Below are 15,388 nucleotides of genomic sequence, written 5' to 3'. Positions count from 1 at the left end.
AGGGGATGGCCGCCAGCATGACGTCAGCGGCTCCCTCGCTTTCCTCGCCGGTCGGCGTCATCGCCGGCGGCGGCGCCATGCCGTTCGCGGTCGCCGACTCCCTGGTTGCGCGCGGCATCACGCCGGTGCTGTTCGCGCTGCGCGGCGCCTGCGATCCGGCGCGCGCGCAGCGATTTCGTCACCGCTGGATCTCGGTCGGCCAGCTCGGGCGGGCGACCCGGCTGTTCCGCGACGAAGGCTGCCGCGATCTGATCTTCATCGGCACCCTGGTGCGCCCCGCGCTGTCGGAGATCCGGCTCGACTGGGGCACGCTGCGCCTGCTCGGCCACGTCGTTCGCGCATTTCGCGGCGGCGACGATCATTTGCTGTCGAGCATTGGCCGCATCCTCGAGCAGCAGGGCTTCCGCATGGTCGGAATCAAGGACGTCGCGCCCGATCTGTTGATGCCGGAGGGTGCCGTGACGCGCGCGGCGCCCGACAGCACGGCGCTCGCCGATATCGCGCGCGGACGCGGCGTGCTCGACGCGCTCGGCCCGTTCGACATCGGTCAGGCGGCCGTGGTGATCGATGGTCATGTGGTTGCGGTCGAGGATATCGAGGGCACCGATGGGCTGCTCGCGCGCGTCGCGCGGCTGCGCACCGAAGGCCGTATTCGTGCCAAGGCCGGCCGCGGTGTGCTGGTGAAGGCGCCGAAGAGCAGGCAGGATCTGCGCTTCGATCTGCCGACCATCGGCCCGCGGACGGTCGAGGGCGCGGCAGTCGCCGGTATCGCCGGCATCGCCGTGATCGCCGGCAATACGCTGGCCGCCGAGCCGCAGGCCCTGGTCGAGGCCGCCGACGCCAGGGGGCTGTTTGTCATCGGACTGGCGGGCTGATGCAGGTGCGCAGTCCCAGCACCGCTCGCAAGATCTTCCTCATCGCCACCGAGGAATCCGGCGACCGCCTCGGCGCGGCGCTGATGCAGGTGCTGCGCCAGCGCCTCGGCGATGCCGTGCAGTTTTCCGGCGTCGGCGGCCAGGCGATGGCTGCTCAGGGCATCGCCCCGCTGTTTCCGATCGAGGAACTTTCGATCATCGGCTTTGCCGCCGTTGTGAAGCAATTGCCGAAAATCCTGCGATTGATCCGGCGCACAGCCGATGCCGTGCTGGCCGACGCGCCTGACATGCTCGTCATCATCGACAGCCCCGATTTCACCCACCGCGTCGCCCGTCGTGTCCGCGCCCGCAACCCGAACATTCCGATCGTCGATTACGTGTCGCCGTCGGTCTGGGCCTGGCGGCCGGGCAGGGCGCGCGCGATGCGGCGCTATGTCGATCATGTGCTGGCGCTGTTGCCGTTCGAGCCGGAGGAATATCGCAAGCTGCAGGGACCGCCGTGCAGCTATGTCGGCCACCCCCTGACCGAGCAGCTCGCCTCGCTGCGGCCGAACGAGGACGAGCAGAAGCGGCGCGATGCACAGCCTCCGGTGCTGCTGGCGTTGCCCGGAAGCCGGCGCAGCGAGATCAGGCATCATCTGGCGCTGTTCGGCGCGGCGCTCGGACAGCTCAGCAAGCAAACGCCGTTCGAGCTCGTGCTCCCCACCATGCCGCATCTCGAGGCGATGGTGCGCGAAGGCGTCGCGTCGTGGCCGGTGGTGCCGCGGCTCGCGATCGGCGAGACCGAGAAGCGCGCCGCGTTCCGCGTCGCCCGCGCTGCGCTCGCGAAGTCGGGCACGGTGACACTGGAGCTCGCGCTGTCGGGCATTCCCATGGTGACGGCCTATCGCGTCGGCGCCGCCGAGGCGTTCATCCTGCGCCGCGCGATCCGAGTGTCCTCGGTGATCCTCGCCAATCTCGTGATCGGCAGCGATATCATTCCCGAGTTCCTGCAGGAGGACTGCACACCGGACAAGCTCGCGGCGGCGCTGGGCGACGTGCTTGCGGATTCGCCCGATCGTCTGCGGCAGCTCGTGGGGTTCGCGACGATGGACGGGAAGATGTCGACCGGCGACCAGCCGCCGAGCGTCCGCGCCGCCGACATCGTGCTGGCGGAGATGGGCCGCCGTTCGGCCTAGCCAATCGGTCGTATCCGCGTTCAGTGGCGACATACCGCCGCAACGATCCCGCTTGCGCCGAATATTTAGACCGTACTAATATTAGCACTAGCTAATATTGATACGGAGCCTGCCATGAAGATCGACCCTGTCGCCTATGTCGGAGCCGTCATTCGCGAAGTCGCCTTCCGGGAACGCGACGGCAAGCCGGCGCGGGCGGTGATCGCGACCCGCGGCTACGACACCGACATCGCCGATCTCTGGGATGTGCTGACCAACCCCGAACGCATTCCACGCTGGTTCCTGCCGATCTCGGGCGAGCTGAGGCTTGGCGGGCGCTATCAGTTCCAGGGCCATGCGGGCGGCGAGATCACGACGTGTGAGCCGCCGCGCCGGCTTGCCGTGACGTGGGAGTCCATGGGCACCGTCAGCTGGGTTACCGTCACGCTGGCCGAGAATGGCCCTGACGCCACGCGCCTGGAATTGGAACACCTCTCGGTGATCGAGGGCGACTTCTGGGACCGCTACGGAGCCGGTGCGGTCGGCGTCGGCTGGGATCTCGCGCTGCTCGGGCTCGCGCTCTATCTGGCCATGCCGCCCGGCGAGGAGTTCGACCGCGCCGCCGCGTCGGCGTGGCCAGCCACCGACGACGGCAAGGAATTCATCCGCCGCTCCAGCGAGGACTGGTGCCGGGCCTCGATCGCGGCGGGCACCGAGGAGGCTGCGGCGCGCAGAGCAGCCGCAAATACCACGGCGGCCTATTGCGGCGAGCCGGAGCCGGGGAGCGGAGGCTAGAGCATGATCCGGAAAAGTGTGAAGCGGTTTTCCCTCGCGACAAACGCGAAGCGTTTGCGCGGAGATCATGCTCAAACAAAGAGCTAAAGCGGGATGACGATGCAATCTCATCGCGCTCTAGCGACCTTGCACGCCTTCGACATCCTCGGCGATCCCGTCCGTAGGCGCATCCTGGAACTATTGGCGACCGGCGAGCACAGTTCGGGCGACGTCGTTGCGGTCGTACAGCGCGAGTTCGGCATCACCCAGTCGGCGGTCTCGCAGCAATTGCGGATCTTGCGCGACGCCGGTTTCGCGTCGGTGCGCGCCGACGGCACGCGCCGCATCTACGCGGTCGAGCCGGCGCGGCTGCGCGAGGTCGACGACTGGCTCGACCGGTTCCGGGCGTTCTGGCTGCCGCGCCTTGACGCGATCGCGACCGAAGTCGCGCGGGGCAAACGAAAACGGCGCCATCAGGAATGATGGCGCCGTCCCGGATTCTCTTGAGCGATGCAGCTTACTTGCGCTTGTCGATCTGCACATAGTCGCGGCGCGCGACGCCGGTGTAGAGCTGGCGCGGACGGCCGATCTTCTGCTGCGGATCCTCGATCATCTCGCTCCACTGGCTGATCCAGCCGACGGTGCGGGCGACCGCGAACAGCACGGTGAACATCGAGACCGGGAAGCCCATCGCCTTCAGCGTGATGCCCGAATAGAAGTCGACGTTCGGATAGAGCTTGCGATCGATGAAATAGGGATCGCTGAGCGCGATCTTCTCGAGCTCCATCGCAACCTTGAGCATCGGATCGTCGCCGTGGCCAGTCTCCTTCAGCACCGCGTGACACATCTTCTGCATGATCTTGGCGCGTGGATCGTAGTTCTTGTAGACGCGATGGCCGAAGCCCATCAGGCGGACTTCGCTGTTCTTGTCCTTCACCTTGGCGATGAAGTCCGGGATGTTTTCGACCTTGCCGATGCCGTAGAGCATGTTGAGCGCGGCCTCGTTGGCGCCGCCATGCGCCGGGCCCCACAGGCAGGCGATGCCGGCCGCGATGCAGGCGAACGGGTTGGCGCCCGAGGAGCCGGCAATGCGCACCGTCGAGGTCGAGGCGTTCTGCTCGTGGTCGGCGTGCAGGATGAAGATCTTGTCGAGTGCGTCGGCGAGCACCGGATTGATCTTGTAGTCCTCGCAGGGCACCGCGAAGCACATGTTGAGGAAGTTCTCGGCAAACGAGAGCGAGTTCTTCGGATACACGAAGGGCTGGCCGACCGTGTACTTGTAGGCCATCGCCGCCAGCGTCGGCACCTTCGCGATCATGCGCATCGAGGCGATCATGCGCTGACGCGGATCGTTGATGTCGGTGGAGTCGTGATAGAACGCGGCCAGCGCGCCGACGGCGGCGACCATGATCGCCATCGGATGAGCGTCGCGGCGGAAGCCCTGGAAGAACCGCGCCATCTGCTCATGCACCATCGTGTGATGGATCACGCGATGGTCGAAGTCCTTCTTCTGCGCCGGAGTCGGAAGATCGCCGTACAGCAGCAGGTAGCAGGTCTCGAGGAAGTCGCCGTGCTCGGCGAGCTGCTCGATCGGATAGCCGCGGTATTCGAGCACGCCGGCGTCGCCGTCGATGTAGGTGATCTTCGACTGGCAGCTGCCGGTCGAGGTGAAGCCGGGGTCGTAGGTGAACACCCCGGCCTGGCCGTAGAGCTTGGCGATGTCGATGACATCAGGCCCAACCGTGCCGCTCAGGATCGGGAAATCGTAGTTCTTGTTGCCGATGGTGAGTGTGGCTGTCTTGCTGGATTTTGCGTCCATCGTGATATCCCCGATGAATTCGTTGCGAAAACCGACCTTGCCCAGTCGCTAAATTGCGGCCCATGGCGGGGCGGAACGGCTTGTGGAGAAAGCGTCCGGGATTGGGTAGCTCATTGCCATGTGCGCTGCAAGATGGACCCTGGAGGGGGTCCATGCAGGATCACGCCGCCTGATCGGCGAGGCGGGCAAGGCACTCCTGGCGTCCCAGCACCGCCAGCACGTCGAATATGCCCGGCGACGTTGTACGTCCGGTCAGCGCCACCCGCAGCGGCTGGGCGACGGCGCCGAGTTTCAGGTTGTTCTGCTCGGCGAAATTCCGCATCGCGGTCTCGGTGGTTTCCGCCGTCCAGTCGTTGACGGCTTCCAGCGCGGTGCGCAGGCGGCCGATCAACGCGCGCGTTTCCGGCGTCAGCAGCGCCGCCGCTTTCGGATCGAGCGCGAGCGGACGATCGGCGAAGATGAAGTAGGCGCCCGCGATCAGCTCGATCAGCGTCTTGGCGCGCTCCTTCAGGCTCGGCATCGCCCGCAGCAATTGCGCACGGGTGGTGTCGTTGAGCTTGGCCTTCAGCGCGGCGCCCTCGGGAACATAATCCAGCACGCTCTCGAACTGGGTCACGAGGGATTGATCGTCGCTCTGCCGGATATAGTGACCGTTGAGGTTCTCGAGCTTGGCGAAATCGAACCGCGCCGCAGAACGGCCGATGCCCGAGAGGTCGAACGCGTCGATCATCTCCTGGGTCGAGAAGATCTCCTGGTCGCCATGGCTCCAGCCGAGCCGGACGAGGTAGTTGCGCAAGGCGGCCGGCAGGTAGCCGAGCGCGCGGTAGGCATCGACGCCGAGCGCGCCATGGCGCTTCGACAGTTTCGAGCCGTCGGGACCGTGGATCAGCGGAATGTGGGACATGCTCGGCAGTTCCCACTCCAGCGCGTCGTAGATCTGCTTCTGACGCGCGGCGTTGATCAGGTGGTCGTCGCCACGGATGATGTGAGTGACGCCCATATCGTGGTCGTCGACCACGACCGCGAGCATGTAGGTCGGAGTGCCGTCGCCGCGGAGCAGGACGAGGTCGTCGAGGTTCTCGTTCTGCCAGACCACGCGGCCCTGCACCTGGTCCTCGATCACGGTTTCGCCGGTCTGCGGCGCCTTGAGCCGGATGGTCGGCTTGATGCCACCGGGCGCGGAGGCCGGATCGCGGTCACGCCACAGGCCGTCATAGAGGCGGGTGCGGCCCTCGGCGCGCGCCTTCTCGCGCATCGCGGTGAGCTCTTCCGGCGAGGCATAGCAGTAATAGGCGCGCCCGGCGGCGAGCAGGCTTTCGGCGACCTCGCGATGGCGGGCGGCGCGGCTGAACTGGTAGATGACCTCGCCGTCCCAATCGAGCTCGAGCCACTTCAGGCCGTCCAGGATGGCGTCGATCGCCTCCTTGGTCGAGCGTTCACGGTCGGTGTCCTCGATCCGGAGCAGCATCTTGCCGCCGAGCTTCCTGGCATAGAGCCAGTTGAACAGCGCGGTACGGGCACCTCCGATATGGAGGAAGCCGGTCGGTGAGGGGGCGAAGCGGGTAACGACGGGTTTGGTCATGATCGAGCGAGACGTATGCGGGAACGGCCGTGGTGTATAACAGGAACCGGACATAACTAAAGCCCCGGTTGACCTTTTGCCCGCCAAACCAGACTTGAAACCGGGGCTTGAAACCAGGCTTGGCCGGACGGCGCGAATTTGGCAGAAGGTTGAGCTGACTCCTCCAGGGAACCCTTTGATGACGACTGACACGACGGCAGAGGCAGGGCGCGACTTCATCCGCGACATCGTCCAGGCCGATCTCTCCTCCCACAAGCACAACCGGATCGTGACCCGTTTCCCGCCGGAGCCGAACGGCTACCTGCATATCGGCCACGCCAAGTCGATCGCCCTGAATTTCGGCATCGCGCAGGAGTTCGGCGGCCAGTGCAATTTGCGCTTCGACGACACCAATCCGACCAAGGAGGAGCAGGAGTACATCGACTCCATCCAGGCCGACGTCCATTGGCTCGGCTACGACTGGGGAGCCAACCTGTTCTTTGCGTCGGACTATTTCGAGCGCCTGTACGATTGGGCCGAGGGCCTGATCAAGGCCGGCTATGCCTATGTCGACGATCAGTCGCAGGAGGAGATCCGCACGTCCCGTGGCACGCTGACCGAGCCCGGCAAGAACTCGCCGTTCCGCGACCGCTCGGTCGAGGAGAACCTCGACCTGTTCCGCCGCATGAAGGCGGGAGAGTTCTCGAATGGCGCCCGCGTGCTGCGCGCCAAGATCGACATGGCCGCCGGCAACATCAACCTGCGCGACCCCGTGCTCTACCGCATCCTGCACGCCCACCATCCGCGCACCGGCGACAAATGGTCGATCTATCCGAGCTACGACTACGCGCACGGCCAGTCGGACGCGATCGAGGGAATCACCCATTCGATCTGTACGCTGGAGTTCGAGGATCACCGCCCGCTCTATGAGTGGCTGCTCGACAAGCTGCCGGTGCCCTCGAAGCCGCGCCAGTACGAAATGGCACGGCTGAACCTGACCTATACGCTGCTGTCCAAGCGCGTGCTGACCCAGCTCGTCCGCGACGGCCACGTCTCGGGCTGGGACGATCCGCGCATGCCGACCATTGCCGGCTTGAAGCGGCGCGGCGTGCCGCCGGCGGCGGTGCGCGAATTCATCAAGCGCATCGGCGTCGCCAAGGCCAACAGCGTGGTCGATGTCGGCATGCTCGAATTCTGCATCCGCGAGGAACTGAACCGCACGGCGCTGCGCCGCATGGCGGTGCTGCGGCCGCTCAAGGTGGTGATCGAGAACTATCCGGAAGGGCAGGTCGAGGAGATCGAGGCGATCAACCATCCCGACAATCCGGAAGCCGGCACCCGCAAGATCGCGTTCGGCCGCGAGCTCTATATCGAGCGCGACGACTTCATGGAGAATCCGCCGAAGAAGTTCTACCGCCTCTCGCCCGGCAATGAGGTGCGGCTGCGCTATGCCTACTTCATCAAGTGCACCGGCGTGGTGAAGGACGACGCCGGCGAGATCGTCGAACTCCGCGCGACCTACGATCCCTTAACCAAGGGCGGCAACGCGCCCGACGGCCGCAAGGTCAAGGCGACGATGCACTGGTTGCCGGCGGCGCAGTCGAAGCCGGCGGAGATCCGCATCTACAACCAGCTGTTCGCCAATCCGAGCCCGAACGCGGCCGATTTCGCCGCCGACCTCAATCCACAGTCGCTCGAAGTGCTGAAGGATGCGCGCGTCGAGCCGGCGATCGCCGAGAGCAATTCGCCCGACCCGATGCAATTCGAGCGGCAGGGCTATTTCGTGCGCGATGCGGATTCGACGCCGGACCGGCTGGTGTTCAACCGCACCATCGGCCTGCGCGACACCTTCGCCAAGGAAGTCGGCGGCAAGGGCTAGCGCAGTTCCGCGCGGATGAGCAGACGGGGGGATCGATGCCTGATGAATCCGACGAGATCGCCTCCGCCATCATCGCCAGATGGTCGGCGGGTTTCAGCAGGCTCGATGCGGATGCGTTAAGCGCGCTCTATTCGAGGAGCGCGTTCTTCTTCGGCTCGAACCCGACGCTGTATCGCGGCCGCGACGGCGTCAAAGCCTATTTTGACGGTCTGCCGCGTTGGCGCGCGCCGCGCGTTCAGTTCAGCGATGTCAGGGCAGGACGGGTCAATGCCGAACTCGTCAACATGGCGGGCATCGCGTCGTTCTTCCTCGACGGCGATGCGCCCTCGCTCGCCGTCAAGATCACCTGGGTGATCGCGCGCGAGGACGGCGACTGGAAGATCGTCTGCCACCACGTCTCGTCGCAGACGCCGCTGATCTAGATGTCGTAGTACAAATGGAACTCGTAGGGATGAGGTCGCAATCTGATGGGATCGACCTCCTTCTTCCGCTTGTAGTCGAGCCATGTTTCGATCACGTCGGCGGTGAAGACATCGTTGCGCAGCAGGAATGCGTGATCGCGTTCGAGCGCGTCCAGCGCCTGATCCAGCGACCCCGGCGTCGACTTCACCTCCTTCGCCTCGGCGGGCGGCAGGTCGTAGAGGTTCTTGTCGATCGGGCTGCCCGGGTCGATCTTGTTGCGAATTCCGTCGAGGCCGGCCATCAGCATCGCGGCGAAAGCCAGATAGGGATTGCAGGAGGGATCCGGCGAACGAAATTCGACACGCTTGGCCTTCGGGTTCGGCGAATACATCGGAATGCGGCAGCAGGCTGAACGGTTGCGCTGGGAATAGACCAGGTTGATCGGAGCCTCATAGCCCGGCACCAGACGCCGATAGGAGTTCGTGGTCGGGGCGCAAAGCCCGCACAATGCCCAGGCATGGGTCAACAGGCCGCCGATATAGTGGCGGGCGAGCTGGCTCAGTTCGGCATAGTCGCCCCTGTCGTAGAACAGATTGGTCTCGCCCTTCCACAACGACTGATGAACGTGCATTCCGGAAGCGTTGTCCTCGAACAGCGGTTTCGGCATGAACGTTGCGGTCATGCCGTTCTGGCGGGCGGTGTTCTTCACCACGTATTTGTAGATCATCAGATTGTCCGCCATGCGCGTGAGCGTGGTGAAGCGCATGTCGATTTCGTTCTGCCCACCGGTCGCGACTTCATGGTGATGGGCTTCGATCTGGATGCCCAGCTGTTCCATGGTCAACACCATTTCGGTACGGAGCGCCTGCATGCTGTCCGTCGGGGGCACTGGAAAGTATCCCTCTTTCGGGCGTGGCTTGTGTCCCAGGTTGGGCGCTTCGTTTGTGCCCGTGTTCCAGCTGCCTTCACCGGAATCGATGTCGTGGAAAGCGTAGTTGATGCCCTGTCCGTAGCGCACGCTGTCGAACACGAAGAACTCGGCCTCTGGACCGAAGTAGCTGGTATCGGCGTGGCCCGTGGCCTTCAGGTGGGTTTCAGCTTTTTGGGCGATGTAGCGGGCATCGCGGCTATAGGATTGACCGGTCACGGGGTCGCGGATGTTGCAGATCAATACCAGGGTGGATGAAGGGGAATACGGGTCGAGGAAAGCCGTGGTCGGGTCCGGGACGACCAGCATGTCGCTTTCCTGGATTTCCTGAAAGCCGCGGATCGATGAGCCGTCGAATCCAATCCCTTCGCTGAGGGCGTCTGCGCTCGCCGCGCTCGGCGGGACGGAAAAATGTTGCCATACCCCCGGCAGGTCGGTGAAGCGCAGATCGATCATCTGCACTTTCTCGTCCTTGATTGCCTTCACGAGATCTTCGGCTGTTGCGCATGTCGGAAACATGGCTTCACTCCTGTTATTGGAGAGCCGCGTCGTTGAGATTGTGCTGCCGTTCAGCCCCTGCGAGGCGGCTTGAGGAAGATCCTGCTCCACGTCTGTCTCTTATACACATCTGACGCTGCCGACGAACGATGTGTATAAGAGACAGGCCTTGGCGCCATGTGCCTCGAGCAACTGCCGCGCATAGTTGTGGATTTCGATTTCTCGCATGGCGTCATACTCCTCTCGTCCTGAGCGCAACCGCAAATACCGGTCGGGCCGCGAACCGCAGACGTTGACACCTGGTCAAGCGCCCACAGTGTGCATCTTGCTGCGGCGCGATTGCAAGAGCGCTTTCCGGGCGCCCGGACCGCAGCATGGTCGTCGGCTCGCGGATCAGCAGCGGCAACACATCGCAGGTCGGACAGATGCTTTTTTGTCCGCGCCGCACCATGTCTTCGGAAGAAGGAGGTGAGGATCATGCGCATTCAACACTGGCAGGATGCTGCCAGCCTGTTGGTAGGCGCCTGGCTGGTCGCATCGCCGTTTGCACTGGGCTTTTCCGGGGCAGCTCTCTGGATCTCCATCGCGCTCGGATTGGGCGTCGTGCTGTTCGCCCTGGAGGCATTCATCATTCCGTCCTATCTGGAGGAATGGGGCGAGATGCTGATGGGGTTGGCTCTGGTGGTCGCACCCTGGACGTTTAGCTACCAGCAGGGATCGGTCACGACGAGCAGCGTGCTCGCCGGCGTCGTGGTGATCGTGCTCGCGTGCTGGGAGCTGGCGATGGATCGTGATTTCGCCACCTGGTGGCACGATCGCTGGCATCACCGAGCTGGCTGAGAGGCAGCTGATTGAGACGTTGGCCTGACCGCCAACCCAAGGCGGCCGGAGAGGTTGGAACTGCGCAGCGCCGGATCCCCTCCGTGCCGCATCGGCGTAACGCGGATGCAGGTTCGACGAAGACATATGCCCGAGACGGCGAGTACGGGACGAACCAGAAGCGTCGTCCCGCACGCGCTGGACGGCGGCCACGGCTCCTGCTGCAGGGTGAGAGTGTTTCGAGCGAAGTGGATACCGGTTCACGTAAAGAAAACGCGTCAAAACAAGATTCTGGAGCCCCGTTCCGATTCCATCGGAACGGGGCTCCAGTCGTCCGTCAGCAAGGTGACTCCGTCACGATGCGGCTTTCGCCTCGATCTGCTCCCAAATTCTGGTCTTGCGTGTCTCGGGCATGATGAAGACGGCGATCACGAAGCACACTGCGGGAACGACGATCGGGTAGATCAGCGCGTAGCCGATGCTGCCGGTCGCTGCGAAGGCGGCCGATGTGACGAACGGCACCAATCCGCCGCCCCAACCATTGCCGATATGATACGGCACCGAGACCGAGGTGTACCTGATCCTGGCCGGGAAAAACTCCGCCAAGAACGCGCCGACCGGCCCGTACACCATCCCGACATAGCAGACGAGGATGAAGATGATGAAGACGGCGACCGGATAGTTGATGTGTCCCGGCTGCGTGACCATGCCGAGCCACAGATACAGCGGATAGTAGGTGATTGCGGCAAGCAGCATGCCTCCGAGGATCACGGATTTGCGACCGATCTGATCCGACAGCCAACCAAAGAAGATCAGGCTCGGCGTTGCGATCAGCAGTGCGGTTCCCACGATATAGGCCGAGGTCACCGCGTCGACCTTGGAGACCTGCTGCAGGAAGTACAGTGCCCAGAATTGACCACTGTACCAGACCACGCCCTGTCCAATCAGGACGACGATCGCGATCAGGATGTACTTGATGTTGGAGCTGAGGAAGGCTTCCCGCCAGGGATTCCTGGTCATCTGTCCGCGTGCCTTGATCTCCTGGAAAATCGGCGTCTCCTGGAGTTGCAGGCGGATGTAGATGGCGATGGCCACCAGCAGGAACGAGACCAGGAACGGCACGCGCCACGCCCATGCGTCAAAGGCCTGATTGCCGGCCCAGGTTCGGGTCAGAACGATTACGGCCAGCGACACCACGATTCCGAGCGTCGGCGAGGTTTGTAGCCAGCCTGTGTAGTAGCCGCGGTGGTCATCCGGAACATGCTCGGCGACGTAGGTGATGGCGCCGCCATATTCGCCGCCCAGGCAGAGACCCTGGATCATCCGCAAGCCGAACAGAACGAATGCGGCCGTCAGGCCGATCGATTCATAGGTTGGGATGAGTCCGATCGCGCCCGTTCCCAGGCCCATTCCGCTCAAGGTAACAAGGAATGTATATTTGCGGCCGACCCGATCGCCCATCCATCCGAACAGGAAGGCCCCCAGCGGGCGGATCAGGAATCCCGCAGTGAACAGCGCGATCGTGCTCAGCAGGGCTGCGACGGGGTGGGATTGCTCAAAGAACTTGACCGACAGAACCGCGGCCAGGCTGCCAAAAATATAAAAGTCGTACCATTCAATGATGTTTCCCACTGATGCAGCAACAATCACGCGACGAAAATCACTCGGTACTTGAATTGCCATGTGCTGCTCCTCTCAAATGCAAACGCTACGCCTCGCGTTTTTTCAGCGATCTATCCGCTCGCGGAGTGCGCATGGTGCACGGCGTTACAGGCGAGATTTTGCGAGTTCGTCCGCGACGCCTGATCTCAGGGGAGTTTTGGCCACCTGAGAGGAGCTCCAGCGGCCTTCAAGTGCCGCGAGCCGTCACTGCCTCATCCCTGTCTCTTTGGGAGTGGAGGCATCAGGACAGTCTAATCCCAACGGGATCGGTATCTTATGAGACTTTCGGCTCGATCGATTTGACGCAGGCGGCAGCTGTGGCCCGGCGCGAGGTCGGCAAGGCGCAGGACGATCCAGCTACCCGGGCGTTGCCGGGTCGGTATTCTGCATCCGTTCCGCTAGTCGGGTGACGGGGCCATCCGCTAGCCTGCCGCCCGGCAGGGATCGCAAGCGGAATGGCGGAGCAGGGCACGACGCCGGGCGGCAAACGCGGCTACGCGGGGACGTGGCCGCCGCGCGCGGCTGCGCCGGTCGGCGGCTATCTCCCGACGCGCGTCAGCATCTGGAAGCCTTTCGTCGAGACGTTGCGGCAATGGGCGCGCGCGGAGGCGGGGGCGGGCCGGTTGTTGCCCTGGGTGCCGGTGGCGTTCGGCACCGGTATCGCCTTCTATTTTGCGGCCGAGCACGAGCCGGTGCTGTCGGTCGCGGCCACCGTCGCAATCCTGCTCTGCCTGCTGGCGCTGCTGCTGCGGCGGCGCAGCGTGTTTCCCGTCATCGCGATGCTGGCCGCGGTGGCCGCGGGCTTTGCGACGGCGACCTGGAAGACGGCGCGCGTTGCCCACACGGTGCTGGCGCGGCCGATGTTCTCGGTGGCGCTGACCGGCTTCGTCGAGACGCGCGACATCCGCGAGAAGACCGATCGTTTCGTGCTGCGCGTGGTTTCGATGGAGAGCCCGCGCGACATGACGAAGCTCGATCGTGTCCGGCTCTCGGTGAAGAAGGGCACCGCGCCCGATGTCGGCAGCTTCGTTGAGTTGAAGGCGCGGCTGTTGCCGCCGCTCGGGCCGCAGCGCCCGGGCTCCTATGATTTCGGACGCGACCTGTATTTCCAGAGCATCGGCGCCTCCGGCTTCGTGATGGGCGCGGTCAAGACCAGGGAGCCGCCTGCGACCGGCGGCTTTGCGCTGCGCTACGCCGCCTTCATGCAAGGCCTGCGCGACGCCATCGACGCGCGTATTCGCACCACGCTCGACGGCGACCAGCGCGCGATCGCAACCGCGCTGCTCACCGGCCGGCGCGATGCGATCTCGACGCCGGTCAACGATGCGATGTTCATCTCGGGGCTCGGCCATGTGCTGTCGATTTCCGGCTACCATATGGCCGTGGTCGCCGGCGTCGTGTTCTTCGCGGTGCGCGCGCTGCTCGCGCTGTTTCCGGCGCTGACGGCGGGGCATCCGATCAAGAAATGGGCCGCGGCGGCCGCGCTGCTCGCCGCGGCCTTCTATCTGTTGCTGTCGGGCGCGGAGGTCGCGACGCAACGGTCGTTCTTCATGACCGCCGTGGTGCTGCTCGCCGTGATCGTCGACCGCCGCGCGATCACCTTCCGTACGCTGGCGGTGGCAGCGCTGATCGTGCTCGCGATCGCGCCGGAAGCGCTGGTGCATCCCAGTTTCCAGATGTCGTTTGCCGCGACGCTCGGGCTGGTGGCGCTGGTGCAGATCGGGCTGCCGAACCTATTCGCGTCGCCCGACCATTCGGCGACCGCGCGCGTCGCGCTGTGGGGCGGACGTGAGCTCACGATGCTGATGCTGGCCTCGCTGGTGGCAGGGCTTGCGACGACGCCCTACGCCGCCTTCCATTTCCACCGCGTGACGCCCTACGGGTTGCTCGCCAACCTCGCGGCAATGCCTGTCGTGTCGGCGGTCGTGATGCCGGCCGGCCTGCTGGGGCTCCTCGCCATGCCGTTCGGCTTCGACGGCGTGTTCTGGGCGATCATGGGTCTTGGCATCGACTGGATGATCCTGGTGACGCAATGGGTCGCCGCACTCCCGGGCGCGGTCGGCCGCATGGCGGCGTTCGGCATCGGGCCGTTGATCGCAGCGAGCGCCGGCATCATCCTGCTCGGGCTGCTGCGCACGCCGTTGCGCTGGTCTGGCGCCGTGCTGCTCGTGATGGCCTCGGTCTGGGCGCTCAGGGTGCCGCAGCCGGACGTGCTGGTCTCCGGCGACGGGCGCAACGTCGCGGTGCGCGGCGGTGACGGGCGGCTGCATTTGATGCACAGCGCCAAGGATGCGTTCCTGGTCAAGGAGTGGTTGGCGGCGGACGCCGACGCGCGGACCGCCACCGATGCGTCGCTGGGCGAGGGCGTCTCCTGCGATGCCGGCGGTTGCGTGGCCCAGGGACCTGGCGGCGCCTTCGTCGCGCTCGCGACCCGGCCGGAGGCGCTGGCGGACGACTGCGAGCGCGCGGGCCTGATCGTAACGGCGCGGCCGGCGCCGCAGGGCTGCGCGGCGTCGGTGATCGATGCCGAGCGGCTGCGCCGCCACGGCGCGCTGGTGCTGCGGCGGATCAGGGACGGCTACGCCGTCGATGCGGTCAAGCCCGGCGGGATCGACCGGCCGTGGTCGCCGGCGGTTCCGGGCGACGGCGAGAGCGAAACGACGCTGCGTGCGCCGGCCGCTGCGCCGCGGCCCGCCGTGGACGCGACGCCGGCCGAGACCGATCTGCAGGGCGATGATTAGCGGTGGTCCGGCGAGGGGCCGCTCGGAAGCTCGAACAGGCCGAGATGGTATTCGTCGGAATCGGGGCCGGCGTCGGGCTTCTTGACGAGGGTAAAGGAAGCCTCGGGAAATTGCTCCCAGACTTTCAGGTCGTCGGCCGTCACCGTCAGCCAACCGAACCGGAACATGTAGCGGCCCGGTTCCGTGACGCGTCCAGCCTTTTGCCATGTGACCTTATCGACCACCGCGCACGTCCTCCGTGCCCGATGATGCGCCAAGGCGCCGGCCGACGCA

13 protein-coding genes are annotated in these 15,388 nt (G+C 64.9%); 8 read left to right on the top strand and 5 right to left on the bottom strand.

All coding sequences use genetic code 11. The features are described from left to right. The first annotated feature begins 17 nt into the window (after positions 1-17). From IF803_RS05810 to IF803_RS05795, 4 genes are all read left to right on the top strand, one after another. Positions 18-875, top strand: coding sequence for an LpxI family protein (locus IF803_RS05810; protein ID WP_461191573.1), 858 nt, complete (start codon positions 18-20; stop codon positions 873-875). Then, on the top strand, positions 875-2,053 hold the full coding sequence (gene lpxB, locus IF803_RS05805) for a lipid-A-disaccharide synthase (RefSeq protein ID WP_461191572.1): 1,179 nt from the start codon (positions 875-877) through the stop codon (positions 2,051-2,053). The genes IF803_RS05810 and lpxB overlap by 1 nt, the downstream gene beginning before the upstream one ends. 114 nt (positions 2,054-2,167) lie before the next feature. Then, the gene (locus IF803_RS05800) at positions 2,168-2,827 is read left to right on the top strand and encodes an SRPBCC family protein (RefSeq protein ID WP_461191571.1); all 660 of its coding nucleotides are present in this window, start codon (positions 2,168-2,170) and stop codon (positions 2,825-2,827) included. Positions 2,828-2,920: 93 nt separating this feature from the next. Continuing rightward, entirely contained in the window at positions 2,921-3,289 is a 369-nt protein-coding gene (locus tag IF803_RS05795; protein ID WP_283061296.1) for an ArsR/SmtB family transcription factor, read from the top strand. A gap of 34 nt (positions 3,290-3,323) precedes the next feature. On the opposite strand, the gene gltA is transcribed toward IF803_RS05795, so the two are convergent. Both gltA and gltX read right to left on the bottom strand, forming a co-directional pair. Beyond that, positions 3,324-4,625 carry a citrate synthase gene (gltA, locus tag IF803_RS05790; RefSeq protein WP_028339667.1) on the bottom strand — a complete coding sequence of 434 codons (1,302 nt, stop codon included), beginning with the start codon at positions 4,623-4,625 and terminating at the stop codon, positions 3,324-3,326. A 160-nt stretch (positions 4,626-4,785) separates the two neighbouring features. Continuing rightward, on the bottom strand, positions 4,786-6,207 hold the full coding sequence (gene gltX, locus IF803_RS05785) for a glutamate--tRNA ligase (protein ID WP_304495525.1): 1,422 nt from the start codon (positions 6,205-6,207) through the stop codon (positions 4,786-4,788). Between the two features lie 178 nt (positions 6,208-6,385). On the opposite strand from gltX, the gene IF803_RS05780 reads away from it, so the two are divergent. Both IF803_RS05780 and IF803_RS05775 read left to right on the top strand, forming a co-directional pair. Continuing rightward, positions 6,386-8,065 (top strand): glutamine--tRNA ligase/YqeY domain fusion protein, encoded by a 1,680-nt coding sequence (locus IF803_RS05780; RefSeq protein ID WP_028339669.1) that lies wholly within the window; start codon positions 6,386-6,388, stop codon positions 8,063-8,065. Between the two features lie 35 nt (positions 8,066-8,100). After that, positions 8,101-8,487 carry a YybH family protein gene (locus tag IF803_RS05775; protein WP_461191570.1) on the top strand — a complete coding sequence of 129 codons (387 nt, stop codon included), beginning with the start codon at positions 8,101-8,103 and terminating at the stop codon, positions 8,485-8,487. On the opposite strand, the gene glnA is transcribed toward IF803_RS05775, so the two are convergent. Beyond that, positions 8,484-9,914 carry a type I glutamate--ammonia ligase gene (gene glnA / locus IF803_RS05770; protein WP_304500315.1) on the bottom strand — a complete coding sequence of 477 codons (1,431 nt, stop codon included), beginning with the start codon at positions 9,912-9,914 and terminating at the stop codon, positions 8,484-8,486. The two genes, IF803_RS05775 and glnA, sit on opposite strands and share 4 nt — an antisense overlap. Before the next feature lie 456 nt (positions 9,915-10,370). Here glnA and IF803_RS05765 point away from each other — a divergent pair, with 456 nt between their 5' ends. Beyond that, complete coding sequence (locus IF803_RS05765) at positions 10,371-10,733, top strand: SPW repeat domain-containing protein (protein ID WP_461191569.1); 363 nt, start codon at positions 10,371-10,373, stop codon at positions 10,731-10,733. Positions 10,734-11,066: 333 nt separating this feature from the next. Here IF803_RS05765 and IF803_RS05760 read toward each other — a convergent pair whose 3' ends face one another. After that, entirely contained in the window at positions 11,067-12,395 is a 1,329-nt protein-coding gene (locus IF803_RS05760) for an MFS transporter (RefSeq protein WP_461191568.1), read from the bottom strand. A gap of 434 nt (positions 12,396-12,829) precedes the next feature. Between IF803_RS05760 and IF803_RS05755 the strand changes: the two genes are divergently transcribed. After that, complete coding sequence (locus tag IF803_RS05755; RefSeq protein ID WP_461191567.1) at positions 12,830-15,115, top strand: ComEC/Rec2 family competence protein; 2,286 nt, start codon at positions 12,830-12,832, stop codon at positions 15,113-15,115. Here IF803_RS05755 and IF803_RS05750 read toward each other — a convergent pair. Then, a complete protein-coding gene (locus IF803_RS05750; RefSeq protein WP_028339676.1) occupies positions 15,112-15,339 on the bottom strand; it encodes a hypothetical protein in 228 nt (75 codons plus the stop codon). The two genes, IF803_RS05755 and IF803_RS05750, sit on opposite strands and share 4 nt — an antisense overlap. Between the last annotated feature and the right edge of the window lie 49 nt (positions 15,340-15,388).

The sequence above is a fragment of the Bradyrhizobium sp. UFLA06-06 genome, from assembly GCF_054820065.1.
This window is presented reverse-complemented; position numbering and strand designations above follow the sequence as displayed.